Below are 15,520 nucleotides of genomic sequence, written 5' to 3'. Positions count from 1 at the left end.
TCGGTGATCATGCCGGTCGGCGGCCAGTCCAGCTTCTACAGCGACTGGTACAAGCCGGCTTGCGGCAAGGCGGGCTGCTCCACCTACAAGTGGGAGACCTTCCTCACCAGCGAGCTGCCGGCCTACCTGGCCTCGGAGTACGGCGTGAGCCAGAGTCGCAACGCCGCGGTCGGCCTGTCGATGGCCGGTTCGTCGGCGATGACGCTGGCGATCTACCACCCCAACCAGTTCACCTACGCCGGCTCGCTGTCGGGTTACCTGAACCCGTCCACCGGTAAGGGCTGGATCGGCCTGTCCATGGGCGACGCCGGCGGCTACAAGAAGAACGACATGTGGGGCGACGACAACGACCCGGCCTGGTTGCGCAACGACCCGACGGTCAACGTCGACAAGCTGGTGGCCAACAACACCCGCCTGTGGGTCTTCTGCGGTAACGGCAAGGCCAACGAGCTGGGCGGCGACAACATCCCCGCCGTGTTCCTCGAGCAGAACTTCATGATCGGTGCGAACAAGAAGTTCCAGGAGCTCTACACCGCGGCCGGTGGCAACAACGCGATCTTCAACTTCCCGGAGTACGGCACCCACAGCTGGGAGTACTGGGGTCAGCAGCTGCAGGCCATGAAGCCTGACCTGCAGAGCCACCTGGGCGCCACGCCGGGAGGCGGCGCCAGCAGCAGCTCGGGCGAGTAGTCTCCCAACGCTGAAGATGTACCGCCGACGGCGGCGACCTGATGGGTCGCCGCCGTCGGTCGTTTCCCGCCCTGCTTGCGAGTGCCGTGTGATTGACTACCCCCCGGGGTCAGGGCGCGTGACCAGCGGGTGGAAACATCGGAGAATCTGTGCCGACGAGCGAGGTGGATATGAGCGGACTGTCGAAGTTGCTGCGGGCGTTGTGCGTGGCCGTGCTGATGCTGGGGTTGTGGGGAGGCGGCGCAATCGTGAGCCCGGGCGCGCACGCCGCACAGTTCGAGAACCTGATGGTCCCGTCGCCGTCGATGGGCCGCGACATTCCGGTGGCATTCCTCAACCAGGGACCGCACGCGGTGTACCTGCTCGACGCGTTCGACGCCCACCCCGAGCTGAGCAACTGGGTGACCGCGGGCAACGCGATGAACACGCTGGCCGGTAAGGGTGTCTCGGTGGTCGCTCCGGCCGGCGGTGCCTACAGCATGTACACCAACTGGGAGCAGGACGGCAGCAAGCAGTGGGACACCTTCTTGTCCAGTGAGCTGCCGGACTGGCTGGCGGCCAACCGGGGCCTGGCGCCGGGCGGTCACGCCGTGGTCGGCGCGTCGCAGGGCGGCTACGGGGCCCTGGCGCTGGCCACCTTCCACCCCGACCGGTTCGGCTTCGCCGGCTCGATGTCGGGCTTCTTGGGGCCGGCCAACACCACCGAGGGCGGTGTCATCGCCGCGGGCCTGCAGAACTTCGGCGGGGTGGACCCCTACGGCATGTGGGGCGCGCCCCAGCTCGGCCGTTGGAAGTGGCACGACCCGACCGTGCACGCCACCCTGCTGGCGCAGAACAACACCCGGGTCTGGGTCTACGCCCCGCTGGGCGGCGCCTCCAACCCGGCCGCGATGATCGGTGACCCGGCGCAGGCCGCCGGCAGTGGGCGGTACTTCAACTCGCAGTACCGGCAGGTGCGCGGCAAGAACGGGCATTTCGACTTCTCTGCCGGTGACAACGGCTGGGGATCGTGGGCGTCGCAGCTGGGCGCCATGGTCGGCGACATCGTCGGCGCGATCCGCTAGCGCGGCGTCAGCCGGGCGACGCGGGATTGCGCTTAGGCCGAGCGATCCGCTAGCGCGGCGTCAGCCAGGCGACGCGGGATCGCGCTTAGGCCGAGCAATCCGCTAGTTAGCGCGGATCGCGAGGGCGGCGCCAGCCGGTCGAAGCGGGTCCGCGCCATCAGCACAGTGCGCTGACACTGCGTCTACGGCGGGAAACCGCGGGTAGGTACCGCCCTGGACGCAGAGTCAGTGTCTGCCGTCGCCGATCTGTACCGTGAAAGGCGATATGGCCAAGAAGAAAACATCGAGAACCCCGCGCAAATCCGCGAAATCTCCTCGCAAGTCCCCGGCTGGCCGCCGCCGCGTCCTCGCCTGGATCGCCGCCGGCGCCATGGCGCTCGTGGTGGCGCTGGTGATCGTCGCAGTGGTGATCTGGATTCGGCGCCCGGCCTCACCCCCGCTCGCGGAGCAGCCCGGAGCGGGCGTCCCGTCGACCAGTTCGGTGCCGACGCGGACCAAGAAGCCACGCCCGGCCTACCAGGACGCCAGCTGCCCGGATGTGCAGCTGGTGTCGGTACCCGGCACCTGGGAGACCTCGCCCAGCGATGACCCGCTGAACCCCACTCAGTTCCCCATAGCGCTGCTGCTCACCGTCACCCGCCCGATCGCCGGGCAGTTCGATTCGTCTCGGGTGCAGACCTACACGGTTCCCTACACCGCGCAGTTCCACAATCCGTTGTCGGCCGATAAGCAGATGAGCTACAACGACAGCCGGGCCGAAGGCACCCGCGCCACCGTCAAGGCGCTGACCGAGATGAACGACCGCTGCCCGCTGACCAGCTACGTGCTGATCGGTTTTTCGCAGGGTGCGGTGATCGCCGGAGATGTCGCCAGCGACATCGGTAATGGCCGCGGTCCGGTCGACGAGGACCTGGTGCTGGGCGTGACGCTGATCGCCGACGGCCGGCGCCAAGTCGGGCCGGGCAGCGGTATCGACGTACCACCCACCCCGCCGGGACAAGGTGCCGAGGTCACCCTGCACGAACTGCCGATCCTGTCGGGAATGGGACTGACCATGACCGGTGCGCGCGACGGCGGATTCGGCGATCTCGCCCAGCGCACCAACGAGATCTGCGCGCGCGGTGATTTGATCTGCGCCGCGCCGCAAGAGGCGTTCAGTATCGGCAAACTGCCCGCCACCCTGGAGACACTGGCGGGCGGAGCGGGCCAACCGGTGCACGCGCTGTACGGCACCACCGAGTTCTGGGACCACGACGGGCTGTCCGCCACCCAGTGGACGCTGAACTGGGCACGTGACCTGGTCGACAACGCGCCACGCCCGCCGCACGGCTGAGACCCGGCGGTTCAGGGAGGCTCGACGAAGGAGAGGCGAAGCTGGGACCGCCTTGTGACCTGGAGACCGGCGACACACGCGGTACCGTTTGATTTGGCATGGACCGCACCGACCTCTAACATTAAGAGCAATTTAAGAGCGGCGGTCCGTGGCCGCGGGGCAGCAGCGCGTCGTCGGGGTGCAGGCAACCACTACCATCTGTGAGGTCCCGGGCCCGCGCGATGTAACGCAGCGGCGTGGCCACACGCGCCCGGCAGCTGATGAGCACGCATGTTCGCGACAGGAGATTTTGCATGGCCCCGGCAACACAGGCCAATTACCACAACCCGTTCGTCAAGGACGGCAAGATCCGGTTCCCGGACAACGCCAACTTGGTGCGCACCGTCGAGCGCTGGGCTGCGCTGCGCGGCGACAAGGTGGCCTACCGCTTCCTGGACTACTCCACCGAGCGCGATGGCGTAGCTCGTGAGATCTCCTGGGCCGACTTCGGCGCCCGCAACCGCGCACTGGGTGCCCGGCTGCAGCAGGTGACCGAGCCCGGCGACCGGGTGGCGATCCTGTGCCCGCAGAACCTGGACTACCTGGTGTCGTTCTTCGGGATCATGTACTCCGGCCGCATCGCCGTGCCGCTGTTCGACCCGGGCGAGCCGGGCCACGTGGGCCGGCTGCACGCGGTGCTCGACGACTGCACCCCGTCGGCGGTGCTGACCACCACCGACTCCGCCGAGGGTGTGCGGAAGTTCTTCCGCAGCCGCCCGGCCAACGCCCGGCCGCGTGTGATCGCGGTCGACGCGGTGCCCGACGAGGTGGGGTCGACCTGGGTCATGCCCGAGGCAGACCGGTCCGCGGTCGCCTACCTGCAGTACACCTCCGGCTCCACCCGCACCCCGACCGGGGTGAAGATCAGCCACCTGAACCTGCCCACCAACGTCGTCCAGCTGCTGGACGCGCTCAAGGGCCGCGAGGGCGACCGGGGCGTCACCTGGCTGCCGTTCTTCCACGACATGGGCCTGGTCACCATCCTGCTGTCGTGCGTGATGGGCCAGCAGTTCACCTTCATGACTCCGGCGGCGTTCGTGCGCCGGCCCTACCGGTGGATCAAGGAGATGGCTCGCAAGGAAGGCGAGACCGGTGAGTGCTTCTCGGTGGCCCCGAACTTCGCCTTCGAGCACGCCGCCGCGCGCGGCCTGCCCAAGGAGGGCGACCCGCCGCTGGACCTGAGCAACGTCCGGGCCATCCTCAACGGCAGCGAGCCGGTGTCGGCGGCCTCGGTGCGCAAGTTCAATGAGGCCTTCGGCCCGTACGGTTTCCGTGAAGAGGCGATCAAGCCGTCCTACGGTCTGGCCGAAGCCACCCTGTTCGTCTCCACCACCCCGCCCGACGAGGGACCGCGCGTGGTCTACGTCGACCGCGAGGAGCTCAACAACGGCAACCGGTTCGTCGAGGTTCCCGCCGACGCCCCCAACGCGGTCAGCCAGGCCTCGGCCGGCCGGGTGTCCGTGGACCAGTGGGCGGTGATCGTCGACTACGAGACCGGCGCCGAGCTGCCCGACGGCCAGATCGGCGAGATCTGGCTGCAGGGCAACAACATGGGCGTCGGCTACTGGAACCGTGAGCAGGAGACGGCCGACACCTTCCACAACGTGCTCAAGTCGCGCACCACTCCGTCGCGGGCCGAGGGCTCCGACGAGAACGGCTTCTGGGTGCGCACCGGTGACTACGGCGCCTACTACAAGGACGACCTCTACATCACCGGTCGCGTCAAGGACCTGGTGATCGTGGACGGCCGCAACCACTACCCGCAGGACTTGGAGTACTCCGCGCAGGAGGCCAGCCGGGCGCTGCGCGCCGGCTACGTCGCGGCGTTCTCGGTGCCGGCCAACCAGCTGCCCCAGTCGGCCTTCGACAACCCGCACTCCGGGCTGAAGTTCGACCCCGAGGACAGCTCCGAGCAGCTGGTGATCGTCGCCGAGCGCGCTCCGGGCGCCCACAAGCTGGAATATCAACCGATCGCCGACGACATCCGGGCGGCGATCGCGGTGCGCCACGGCGTGACCGTGCGTGACGTGCTGCTGGTGTCGGCGGGCACCGTCCCGCGTACCTCCAGCGGCAAGATCGGTCGCCGCGCCTGCCGGGCCGCCTACCTGGACGGCAGCCTGCGCGGCGGCACCACCGGCCCGAACGCCTACCCCGACGAGGTCTAACCCCAGATGAGCGAGGCTCCGCAGATGACCGGCGACGGCGACGACGCAACCCTGCGCGGCACCAGCCGCACCGACCTGACCGTCGCCGAGATGCGGACCTGGCTACGCGACTGGGTGGCCAAGGCCACCAGCCAGTCGCCGGACAAGATCAACGAGACCGCCCCGCTGATCGAACTGGGCCTGTCCTCGCGTGACGCGGTGGCGATGGCGTCCGACATCGAGGACTTCACCGGCGTGACGCTGTCGGCGACGGTGGCGTTCCGGCACCCGACGATCGAGGCGCTGGCCACGGTGATCGTCGAGGGCGAGCCGGTGCTGGAAAGCGGGGCTGACGATTCCGAGGACTGGTCGCGGGACGCCGACGTCGCCGACATCGCGGTCGTCGGCCTGGCCACCCGCTTCCCGGGCGACATGAACTCTCCCGAGGAGACCTGGGAGAAGCTGCTGGCGGGATTCGACGCCATCACCGACCTGCCCGAAGGGCGCTGGTCGGAGTTCATGGAGGAGCCCCGGGTTGCCGAACGCGTCAAGAAGGCGCGCACCCGCGGTGGCTACCTGTCGGACATCAAGGGCTTCGACGCCGAGTTCTTCGCGCTGTCGAAGATGGAAGCCGACAACGTCGACCCGCAGCAGCGGATGGCGCTCGAGCTGACCTGGGAGGCGCTGGAGCACGCCCGCATCCCGGCCTCGAGCCTGCGCGGCGAAGCGGTCGCGGTCTACATGGGTTCGACCAACGGCGACTACCAGAACCTGGCGTTGTCGGATCCGAGCATCACCCACCCGTATGCCATCACCGGTAACTCGAGCTCGATCATCGCCAACCGGGTGAGCTACTTCTATGACTTCCGTGGCCCGTCGGTCACCGTCGACACCGCCTGCTCGTCGTCGTTGGTCGCCGCGCACGCCGGTGTGCAGGCGCTGCGCAACGGCGAAGCCGACGTGGCGCTGGTCGGCGGCGTGAACGCGTTGGTCACCCCGCTGGTGACGGTCGGTTTCGACGAGGTCGGCGGGGTGCTGTCGCCCGATGGCCGGATCAAGTCGTTCTCGGCCGACGCCGACGGCTACTCCCGTGCCGAGGGCGGCGGCGTGCTGGTGCTCAAGCGGGTGGACGACGCGCGTCGCGACGGCGACCAGATCCTCGCGGTGATCGCCGGCTCCGCGGTCAACCACGACGGCCGGTCCAACGGCCTGCTGGCGCCCAACCCGGACGCGCAGGCCGCCGTGCTGCGCAAGGCCTACAAGAACGCCGGCATCGACCCGCGCACCGTGGACTACATCGAGGCGCACGGCACCGGCACCATCCTGGGTGACCCGATCGAAGCCGAGGCGCTGGGCCGGGTGGTCGGCCGTGGCCGCGCCGCGGACAAGCCCGCGCTGCTGGGCGCGGTGAAATCCAATGTGGGACACCTGGAGTCGGCCGCCGGCGCGGCCAGCCTGGCCAAGATCGTGCTCGCCATGCAGCACGACAAGATCCCCCCGTCGATCAACTACGCCGGGCCCAACCCCTACATCGACTTCGCCGGCACGCACCTGAAGGTCGCCGACACCGCCACCGACTGGCCGCGCTACGGCGGCTATGCGGTGGCCGGGGTGTCCGGATTCGGCTTCGGTGGCGCCAACGCGCACCTGGTGGTGCGTGAGGTGCTGCCCCGCGACGTGGTGGAAAAGGAAGCCCCGGAAAAGGACGAGACCGAAGCGCCCGTCGCCCAGGAGGCTTCGGAACCCGAGATCGAGTACGAAGCCCCGCGCTTCGACGAGTACGGCGAGTTCATTCAGCCTGACAGCGCGCACGGCTACGGCGACGAGCCGGAGTATGAGTTGCCCGGCCTGACCGATGAGGCGTTACGGCTGCGCGACGAGGCGCTGGCCGAGCTGGCGGCGCAAGAGCCCGTGCAACCGCTGATCCCCCTGGCGATCTCGGCGTTTCTGACCTCCCGCAAGAAGGCTGCCGCGGCCGAGCTGGCCGACTGGATCGACAGCGAAGAGGGCCGCGCCACCCCGCTGACGTCGATCGGCCGGTCGCTGTCGCGGCGCAACCACGGCCGTTCGCGCGCCGTGGTGCTGGCCCACGACCACGACGAGGCCATCGCCGGCCTGCGGGCGGTGGCCGAGGGCAAGCAGAAGCCGAACGTCTACTCCGCCGACGGCCCGGTCACCAACGGGCCGGTCTGGGTGATGGCCGGCTTCGGCGCGCAGCACCGCAAGATGGGCAAGAACCTCTACCTGCGCGACCCGATCTTCGCCGAGTGGATCGAGAAGGTCGACGCCCACGTCCAGGACGAGCGCGGCTACTCGGTGCTGGAGCTGATCCTCGACGACTCGCACGACTACGGCATCGAGACGTCCAACATCGCCATCTTCGCCATCCAGATCGCGCTCGGCGAGGTGCTCAAGCACCACGGCGCCCGCCCGACCGCCGTCATCGGCCAGTCACTGGGCGAGCCGGCATCGGCGTACTTCTCCGGCGGTCTGTCGCTGGCCGACGCCACCCGGGTGATCTGCTCGCGCGCCCACCTGATGGGTGAGGGCGAGGCGATGCTGTTCGGCGAGTACATCCGGTTCATGGCGCTGGTCGAATACTCCGCCGAGGAACTCAACACGGTGTTCGCCGACTTCCCCGGCCTGGAGGTGTGCGTCTACGCCGCCCCCACCCAGACCGTGATCGGCGGCCCGCCCGAACAGATCGACGAGATCGTCGCGCGCGCCGAGTCCGAGGGCCGCTTCGCCCGCAAGCTGCAGACCAAGGGCGCCGGCCACACCTCGCAGATGGACCCGCTGCTGGGCGAGTTCTCCGCGGAGTTGCAGGGCATCGAGCCGCACACCCCGAAGATCGGCATCTTCTCCACCGTCCACGAGGGCAGCTACGTCAAGCCCGGCGGCGAGCCGATCCACGATGTGGACTACTGGAAGAAGGGGATGCGCCACAGCGTCTACTTCACCCACGGGGTCCGCAATGCCGTCGACAACGGCTACACCACCTTCCTGGAGCTGGCTCCGAACCCGGTCGCGCTCATGCAGGTGGGTCTGACGACGGCCAGCGCGGGGCTGCACGATGCCCAATTGATCGCGACGTTGGCACGCAAGACCGACGACGTGGACGCCATGACCATGGCGATGGCCCAGCTCTACGTCTTCGGCCACGACCTCGACTTCCGCACCCTTTTCCCGCGCGAGGTGCAAGGTCCGGTCAGCCCGGCGGAGTTCGCCAACATCCCGCCGACGCACTTCAGGCGCAAGCCGCACTGGCTTGACGCCCGCTTCTCCGGCGACGCCACCGGTGTCATGCCCGGCTCGCACGTCGCGACCCCGGACGGTCGGCACGTCTTCGAGTACGCCGGTCGCGGCGAGACCGACTTGGCCGCCCTGGTCAAAGCCGCTGCCGCAACGGTTATTCCGGACTCGACTCTGGTGGCCTCCGAACAGCGGGCGGTGCCCGGTGAGGGTTCTCGCCTGGTGACGACGCTGACTCGGCACCCGGGCGGCGCGGCCGTGCAGGTGCACGCGCGCATCGGCGAATCGTTCACGCTGGTCTACGACGCACTGGTGTCGCGTGGCGGGGCCGCCGGAGTGTTGCCGGTCGCCGTCGGTGCGGGCACCGCGGTGGCCGAGTCCGCGACCACTTCCGTTGCGGCCGTTGAGGAAGCCGTCGACGACGCCGCGATCCTGCACGACAACCTCACCGCAGGGGCGGGCCTGGCGGCGAACTTCGCCAAGTGGTCGCCGGAATCCGGCGAGACCATCGCAGACCGGTTGGGCACGATCGTCGGCGGTGCCATGGGCTACGAGCCCGAGGACCTGCCGTGGGAGGTTCCGCTGATCGAGCTGGGTCTGGATTCGCTGATGGCGGTGCGGATCAAGAACCGGGTCGAATACGACTTCGACCTGCCGCCGATCCAGCTGACCGCGGTCCGCGACGCGAACCTCTACAACGTCGAGGAGATGATCCGCTACGCGGTCGAGCACCGCGACGAGGTCGAGGCGCTGCACGAACACCAGAAGACCCAGACGCCCGAGGAGATCGCCGCCGAGCAGGCCGCGTTGATCTCGGGCGCCAACACGACGACGGTCACCGCTGAGGCTCCGGACCCGCAGGCCGAACCGGAAACGCAAGCGGCACCGGCGGAGCCGCCCGCTTCGGACATCCCGATCCCGCCGCCGCCGAATAACCCGGCCGGTCCGGGGGGCGCGCCGATCCCACCGCCACCCACCAATCCCGAAGGCCCGGGTGCCGAGTCGAGCGGCGTCAGCACCAAGACCGCCGCGGCCGCGGCCGCCAAGGTGCTCACCCAGGAGGCGGTGACCGAGGCGCTGGGCGCCGACGTGCCACCGCGTGACGCCGCCGAGCGGGTCACGTTCGCCACCTGGGCGATCGTCACCGGTAAGTCGCCGGGCGGCATCTTCAACGAACTGCCGGCTCTCGATGACGACACCGCGACCAAGATGGCCGAGCGGCTGTCCGAGCGTGCCGAGGGCATCATCTCGACCGACGATGTGAAGTCGGCGACCACCATCGAGGCCCTGGCGACGATCGTCCGCGATCAGCTGGAGGACGGCGTGGTGGACGGATTCGTCCGGACCCTGCGCGCCAAACCTGAAGGCTCGAACAAGGTTCCGCTGTTCGTGTTCCACCCGGCCGGTGGATCGACGGTGGTCTATGAGCCGCTGATGAAGCGCCTGCCCGCCGACACGCCCGTCTACGGCATCGAACGGGTGGAGGGTTCCATCGAGGAGCGCGCCGCGGAGTACGTGCCCAAGCTGCTGGAGTTGCACGACGGGCCGTTCCTGCTGGCCGGCTGGTCGCTGGGCGGGGCGATGGCCTACGCGTGTGCCATCGGGCTGAAGCAGTCCGGTGCCGACGTGCGCTACGTCGGTTTGATCGATGCGGTGATGCCCGGCGAGCCGATCGACCAGAGCAAGGAAGGCATGCGCGCCCGCTGGGACCGCTACGCGCGGTTCGCCGAGCGCACCTTCAACGTCGAGGTTCCCGAGATCCCTTACGAGGAGCTGGAGAAGCTCGACGACGAGGGTCAGGTCCGTTTCGTGATGGATGTGGTGGCCCAGAGTGGGGTGCAGATCCCCGGCGGGATCATCGAGCACCAGCGCACGTCCTACTTGGACAACCGGGCACTGGACACCGCCGAATACCAGCCCTACGACGGCTATGTCGCGCTGTACATGGCGGACCGCTACCACGATGACGCCATCGTGTTCGAGCCCGCCTACGCGACCCGCAAGCCCGACGGCGGCTGGGGCGAATACGTCAAGGACCTGGAAATCGTTCCGATCGGGGGCGAGCATGTTCAGGTGATCGACGAGCCGTACATTGCCAAGGTGGGCGCCCACATGAGTGCGGCGATCAACCGGATCCAGGGAGAGCAGTGAGTAACAAGACCACCGCCGAACTGCTGGCCGAACTGCGCGAAAAACTGGAGCTGGCCAAGGAACCCGCCGGTGAGGCGGCCGTCGCCAAGCGTGCCAAGAAGGGCATCCCGAGCGCCCGCGAGCGCATCCATGCGCTGCTGGACCCGGGCAGCTTCTTGGAGATCGGTGCGCTGTGCAAGACCCCCGGCGACCCCAACGCGCTCTACGGCGACGGCGTGGTCACCGGCCACGGCCGGATCAACGGCCGGCCGGTCGGTGTGTTCAGTCACGACCAGACCGTGTTCCAGGGCTCGGTCGGCGAGATGTTCGGCCGCAAGGTGGCCAAGCTGATGGAATGGGTGGCCATGGTCGGCTGCCCGATCATCGGCATCAACGACTCCGCGGGCGCGCGAATCCAGGACGCGGTGACGTCGCTGGCCTGGTACGCCGAGCTGGGCCGGCGCCACGAGATGCTGCGCGGTCTGGTGCCGGAGATCTCCATCATCCTGGGCAAATGCGCTGGGGGAGCGGTGTATTCGCCGATCCAGACCGACCTGTTGGTGGCTGTGCGCGATCAGGGTTACATGTTCATCACCGGACCGGATGTGATCAAGGACGTCACCGGCGAGGACGTCAGCTTCGACGAGCTCGGCGGCGCCGACGTGCAGGCGCAGCGCGGCAACATCCACAAGGTGGTCGACGACGAGGCGGCGGCGTTCGCCTACGTGCGTGACTACCTGTCGTTCCTGCCGGCCAACCATTTCGACGACGCGCCGATCGTCAACCCCGGTCTGGAGCCGGAGATCACCCCGCACGACCTGGAGCTGGATTCGATCGTTCCGGACGCGGACAACGTGGCCTACGACATGCACGAGATCCTGCTGCGGATCTTCGACGACGGTGACGTCTTCGAGATCGCCGAACAGCGCGGCCAGGCCATGATCACCGCGTTCGCCCGGGTCGACGGCCACCCGGTCGGGGTGATCGCCAACCAGCCCATGTTCATGTCCGGTGCGGTCGACACCGAGGCGTCGGACAAGGCGGCCAGCTTTATCCGCTTCTGCGACTCCTACAACCTGCCCCTGGTCTTCGTCGTCGACACTCCTGGCGCCATGCCCGGGGTATCGGAGGAGAAGAACGGGATCATCAAGCGTGGTGGCCGATTCTTCAACGCCATCGTCGAGGCCGACGTGCCGAAGGTGACGGTGATCATCCGCAAGGCCTACGGCGGTGGTTACGCGGTGATGGGCTCCAAGCAGCTGTCCGCGGATCTGAACTTCGCCTGGCCGACCGCACGTATCGCGGTGATCGGCGCCGACGGCGCGGCCCAACTGCTGGTGAAGCGCTTCCCGGATCCGACCGCGCCGGAGGTGCAGAAGATCAAGCAGGACTTCATCGACGGCTACAACGAGAACATGGCGATCCCGTGGACTGCCGCTGAGCGGGGCTACATCGACGCGGTGATCCAGCCGCACGAGACCCGGTTGTTGCTGCGTAAATCGCTGCGTCTGCTGCGGGACAAGCAGAACTTCCCGAAGGTGCAGCGCAAGCACGGCCTGCTGCCGATCTAGGCCACACCCTCCGCACTCTGTCGTAGGCGCGCGGGTCCCTACCCTTAACCCGCTCAGCTGCGACTCAGGTTGTGGGAACAATAGGTGGCCTGCGCTCTCAGGGTGCGCGCCAACTTTTCCTGGTAAGGGCGCGTTTCCAGATTAGTGAACCTAAATTTGACATAACAGAGTGTGATTGAAATCATCCACATTCAACAACGCCCCACTGATGTGGCGGCCTCGAGAATGTGGCGAGGAACCCTGGATGTTTGATGCAGTCGCGGCACGGATCAGTCACCGCGAGCCCGGCCTGCGAGCTGCATTAGCCGCCGTCGTGCTGCTCGGCGGTATCGTCGGCGCCCCCCAGTTCGCGCCGTTGACGTCGGCTCCCGACCACGCCGGGGTCCTGCTGTCGGCCGCCGACGCCGGCTCCCTCGCCAACTCTGGCGTTGCGCTGATCATGGGCCCCAGCATGATGCCGACGCCGAGCCAGCAGTTCGCCGATACGGTCTCCTCTCTCTTTCTGCAGCCGAACGGGTTCGATGGCCGACTTGAGGTGCTGACCACTCCGCAGGAGGCCTACCTGCTGGACGAGTCCATGGCCAAGGGCGCGAAGATACTGACCGACAGAGTGTTGACCCTGATCGACGAAGGCAAGGCGGGCGAGGACAGCCCGGTGACGGTCTTCGGTTACTCGCAGAGCGCCGCCCTCACGACTCTGACGATGCAGCAGCTCGACGAGGCCGGCGTGCCGAGTTCGGCGGTGCGCTTCGTGCTGATCGGTGATTCGGCGAATCCGAACGGTGGCTTGCTGGTCGGCTTCGCGGATTATCCGGGCATCGCCGAGAACATGGCGAAAGAGGGCGTGACGCTCGGTAACGCGACCCCGAACGATCTGTACCGCACCGACATCTACACCTTGGAGTACGACGGCTACGCGGACTTCCCAAAGTACTTCATGAACCCGCTGTCGAGCCTGAACGCGGTCATGGGTATGGCCATCCAGCACATTGCGTACCTCGGCTTGACGCCCGAACAGATCGCGGACGCCGTCCTGCTGGAGTCGAGCCCGGACAGCATGATCAACTCGTATGTGATCCCCAGCGAGTACCTTCCGCTGCTGTACCCGCTGCTGTTCGTCCCGATCACCGGAAAGCCGATCTATGACCTGCTGGAGCCGGTCATGCGGATCCTGGTGAACCTGGGTTACGGCAGCATCGATCATGGATGGAACGACGGCCCCGCGGATGTCCCGACGATGGCGACGGACGTCATGCCCGACCTCGACTGGAACGAGGTGAGCAACGCGCTGTTTGCGGCGGCGATGACCGGCGTGGGCGCCTTCGTCACCGATATCTTCGACCCCCAGACCTACGTGCAGGTGGACATGCTCGACAACGCCGCACTGGACGGATTGCTCGCAGCGATGGTTGGCGTGGGTGCTGCCCCAGGTGAGGACCCGACGGTGAGCGAGATGCTCAACGGCCTGACCAACATGATGTGGGAGTCGTTGGTCGGTCAATACTTCGATCCTGCTTACTGGGAAGCCGCCTCCTAGTCTCGGACGGATAAGTGTTGCGTAACGCTTCAGCAACGCCAGTCACATCTGTCGCAAACCATTTATCGTTTACCCCAGGCGATCCCACGATGGGCTAGCCGCCGATGTTCCAATTCTGCGGGGCTGGAAGGTGATTCCGGCTGAACGGATCGCCGTGTGAATCGTCGGGGGCGTGACGAGGGGGACGCCGTGCGTGCTGTAAGCGTATGCCCTGGCGGCGAGGCTCGATGAGTCTGCTGCTACCGGCGAGGCCGTCGGCGTCGCAGGCGCGGCATCCGCGAAGTGCGTCAGATGAACGTAAACGGCTGCTGCGCAAGGCGATTGCGGCATCAGCCATCGGCAACGCGACCGAATGGTATGACTACGGCGTATATGCCGTCGTGGCAACCTATCTGACCGAGGCGTTCTTTCCGGACATGCTCGGCAACCTCGGGACCATGCTCGGCTTCGCGGTCTCCTTCGTGCTTCGGCCGCTGGGCGGCATGATCTGGGGCCCGATCGGAGACCGGTTCGGGCGCAAGTCGGTCCTGGTCGCGACCATCCTGCTGATCGCGGTGGCGACGACATTGATCGGCGTGTTGCCCACCTACGCCACGGCGGGGTGGTGGGCGCCGGGGCTGTTGATCGCCCTGCGAGTGGTGCAGGGATTCTCCACCGGTGGTGAATACGGCGGCGCGGCGACGTTCATGGCCGAGAGCGCGCCCGACCACAAACGCGGGACTTATGGCAGTTTCCTGGAGTTCGGCGCTGTCGGTGGTTTTGTCCTGGGCAGTGCCGTCGTGTTGGCGCTGGAGGCGATGCTCAGCCACGACCAGATGGCCGCCTGGGGTTGGCGTGTTCCGTTCCTGCTGGCCCTGCCGTTAGGCGTGCTGGGGTTGGTGCTGCGCAGCCGGATGCCCGAGACGCCGGTGTTCGCCGAATGCGTCGCCTGCGATGCGATCAAGGGATCGGCTTGGGACCGACTGGTCGACCTGCTGACCAACTACACCCGACCGATCCTGGTGACGTTCGCCCTGCTGGTCGCGCTGAACATCATCGACTACACCCTGGTGACCTACCAGCCGACCTATCTGCACGCCACCGCCGGCCTCGACGAGCGCAGCAGGACGGCGGTGGTGCTGGTCGGGGAACTGGCCATGATGGCCTGCATCCCGTTCGCGGGCGCCTGGTCGGACCGGATCGGTCGAAAACCTCTGTGGCGCGGCTCGCTGGTCGGGTTCATCGTGTTGGCGCTGCCGATGTACTGGCTGATGGGCCAGGGATTCGCCTGCGCGCTGATCGGATTCACCGTGCTCAGTGTGCTGTTCGCGGCGCCGCTGGCAACCGTGGCGGCGACGTTCCCGGCGATGTTCCCCACCCAGGTCCGCTATGCGGGCTTCGCGATCGCCGACAACGCGGCGGTCGCGGTCTTCGGCGGCACCGCGCCGGTGCTGGCCGACTCGGTCATCGAGCACACCGGATGGCAGCTCTTTCCGGCGGCATATCTGGTGGCCGCCGCGGTGCTCGGGTTGGTCGCCCTGCGGTTCCTACCGGAGACCCTCGGGTGCTCCCTGCGCGGCACCGGCATCCCCGGTGTGCAGGGCGAACTCGAGCGCGAGCTGCGGGACTTGGCGTCCCTCTCCCGCGAGCGTGCACAACCGTCCGGTGTTTCCCCAGGTCGGGGCGGACAAATCTGCACGGTGGGCGAAGGAGCAGGGATTATCCACAGCGCCGCGGCAGGGTGACTGGGCGGGATGGGGTACCGGCGCCGACGATAGGCG

At 67.6% G+C, this 15,520-nt stretch carries 8 protein-coding genes; all 8 read left to right on the top strand.

Features of this window, described 5'->3' with window-relative positions; translation table 11 throughout:
• On the top strand, window positions 1-690 hold a 690-nt coding region (locus N416_RS0113045), incomplete at its 5' end, for an esterase family protein (protein WP_024442551.1).
• Window positions 691-860: 170 nt separating this feature from the next.
• Window positions 861-1,754: an esterase family protein gene (locus tag N416_RS0113040; protein WP_024442550.1), complete on the top strand. Its 894-nt coding sequence runs from the start codon at window positions 861-863 to the stop codon at window positions 1,752-1,754.
• Window positions 1,755-2,124: 370 nt separating this feature from the next.
• Window positions 2,125-3,087, top strand: coding sequence for a cutinase family protein (locus tag N416_RS0113030; RefSeq protein ID WP_024442549.1), 963 nt, complete (start codon window positions 2,125-2,127; stop codon window positions 3,085-3,087).
• A gap of 293 nt (window positions 3,088-3,380) precedes the next feature.
• Entirely contained in the window at window positions 3,381-5,291 is a 1,911-nt protein-coding gene (gene fadD32, locus N416_RS0113025; RefSeq protein WP_024442548.1) for a long-chain-fatty-acid--AMP ligase FadD32, read from the top strand.
• A 24-nt stretch (window positions 5,292-5,315) separates the two neighbouring features.
• On the top strand, window positions 5,316-10,673 hold the full coding sequence (gene pks13 / locus N416_RS0113020) for a polyketide synthase Pks13 (RefSeq protein WP_196805138.1): 5,358 nt from the start codon (window positions 5,316-5,318) through the stop codon (window positions 10,671-10,673).
• The gene (locus tag N416_RS0113015; protein ID WP_024442546.1) at window positions 10,670-12,223 is read left to right on the top strand and encodes an acyl-CoA carboxylase subunit beta; all 1,554 of its coding nucleotides are present in this window, start codon (window positions 10,670-10,672) and stop codon (window positions 12,221-12,223) included. The genes pks13 and N416_RS0113015 overlap by 4 nt, the downstream gene beginning before the upstream one ends.
• Before the next feature lie 244 nt (window positions 12,224-12,467).
• On the top strand, window positions 12,468-13,760 hold the full coding sequence (locus N416_RS0113010) for a PE-PPE domain-containing protein (protein ID WP_024442545.1): 1,293 nt from the start codon (window positions 12,468-12,470) through the stop codon (window positions 13,758-13,760).
• Between the two features lie 227 nt (window positions 13,761-13,987).
• Window positions 13,988-15,484 carry an MFS transporter gene (locus N416_RS0113005; protein ID WP_024442544.1) on the top strand — a complete coding sequence of 499 codons (1,497 nt, stop codon included), beginning with the start codon at window positions 13,988-13,990 and terminating at the stop codon, window positions 15,482-15,484.
• Window positions 15,485-15,520: the final 36 nt, after the last annotated feature.

Origin of the sequence: Mycobacterium sp. UM_WGJ, assembly GCF_000455125.1 — a bacterium.
In the GTDB taxonomy this organism is placed as follows: Bacteria; Actinomycetota; Actinomycetes; order Mycobacteriales; family Mycobacteriaceae; genus Mycobacterium.
This window is presented reverse-complemented; position numbering and strand designations above follow the sequence as displayed.

Coding starts and splice junctions, on each gene's coding strand:
- N416_RS0113030 (WP_024442549.1), top strand. CDS start 2,125: ATGGCGCTCGTGGTGGCGCTGGTGATCGTCGCAGTGGTGATCTGGATT.
- pks13 (WP_196805138.1), top strand. CDS start 5,316: ATGACCGGCGACGGCGACGACGCAACCCTGCGCGGCACCAGCCGCACC.
- N416_RS0113040 (WP_024442550.1), top strand. CDS start 861: ATGAGCGGACTGTCGAAGTTGCTGCGGGCGTTGTGCGTGGCCGTGCTG.
- N416_RS0113010 (WP_024442545.1), top strand. CDS start 12,468: ATGTTTGATGCAGTCGCGGCACGGATCAGTCACCGCGAGCCCGGCCTG.
- fadD32 (WP_024442548.1), top strand. CDS start 3,381: ATGGCCCCGGCAACACAGGCCAATTACCACAACCCGTTCGTCAAGGAC.
- N416_RS0113005 (WP_024442544.1), top strand. CDS start 13,988: ATGAGTCTGCTGCTACCGGCGAGGCCGTCGGCGTCGCAGGCGCGGCAT.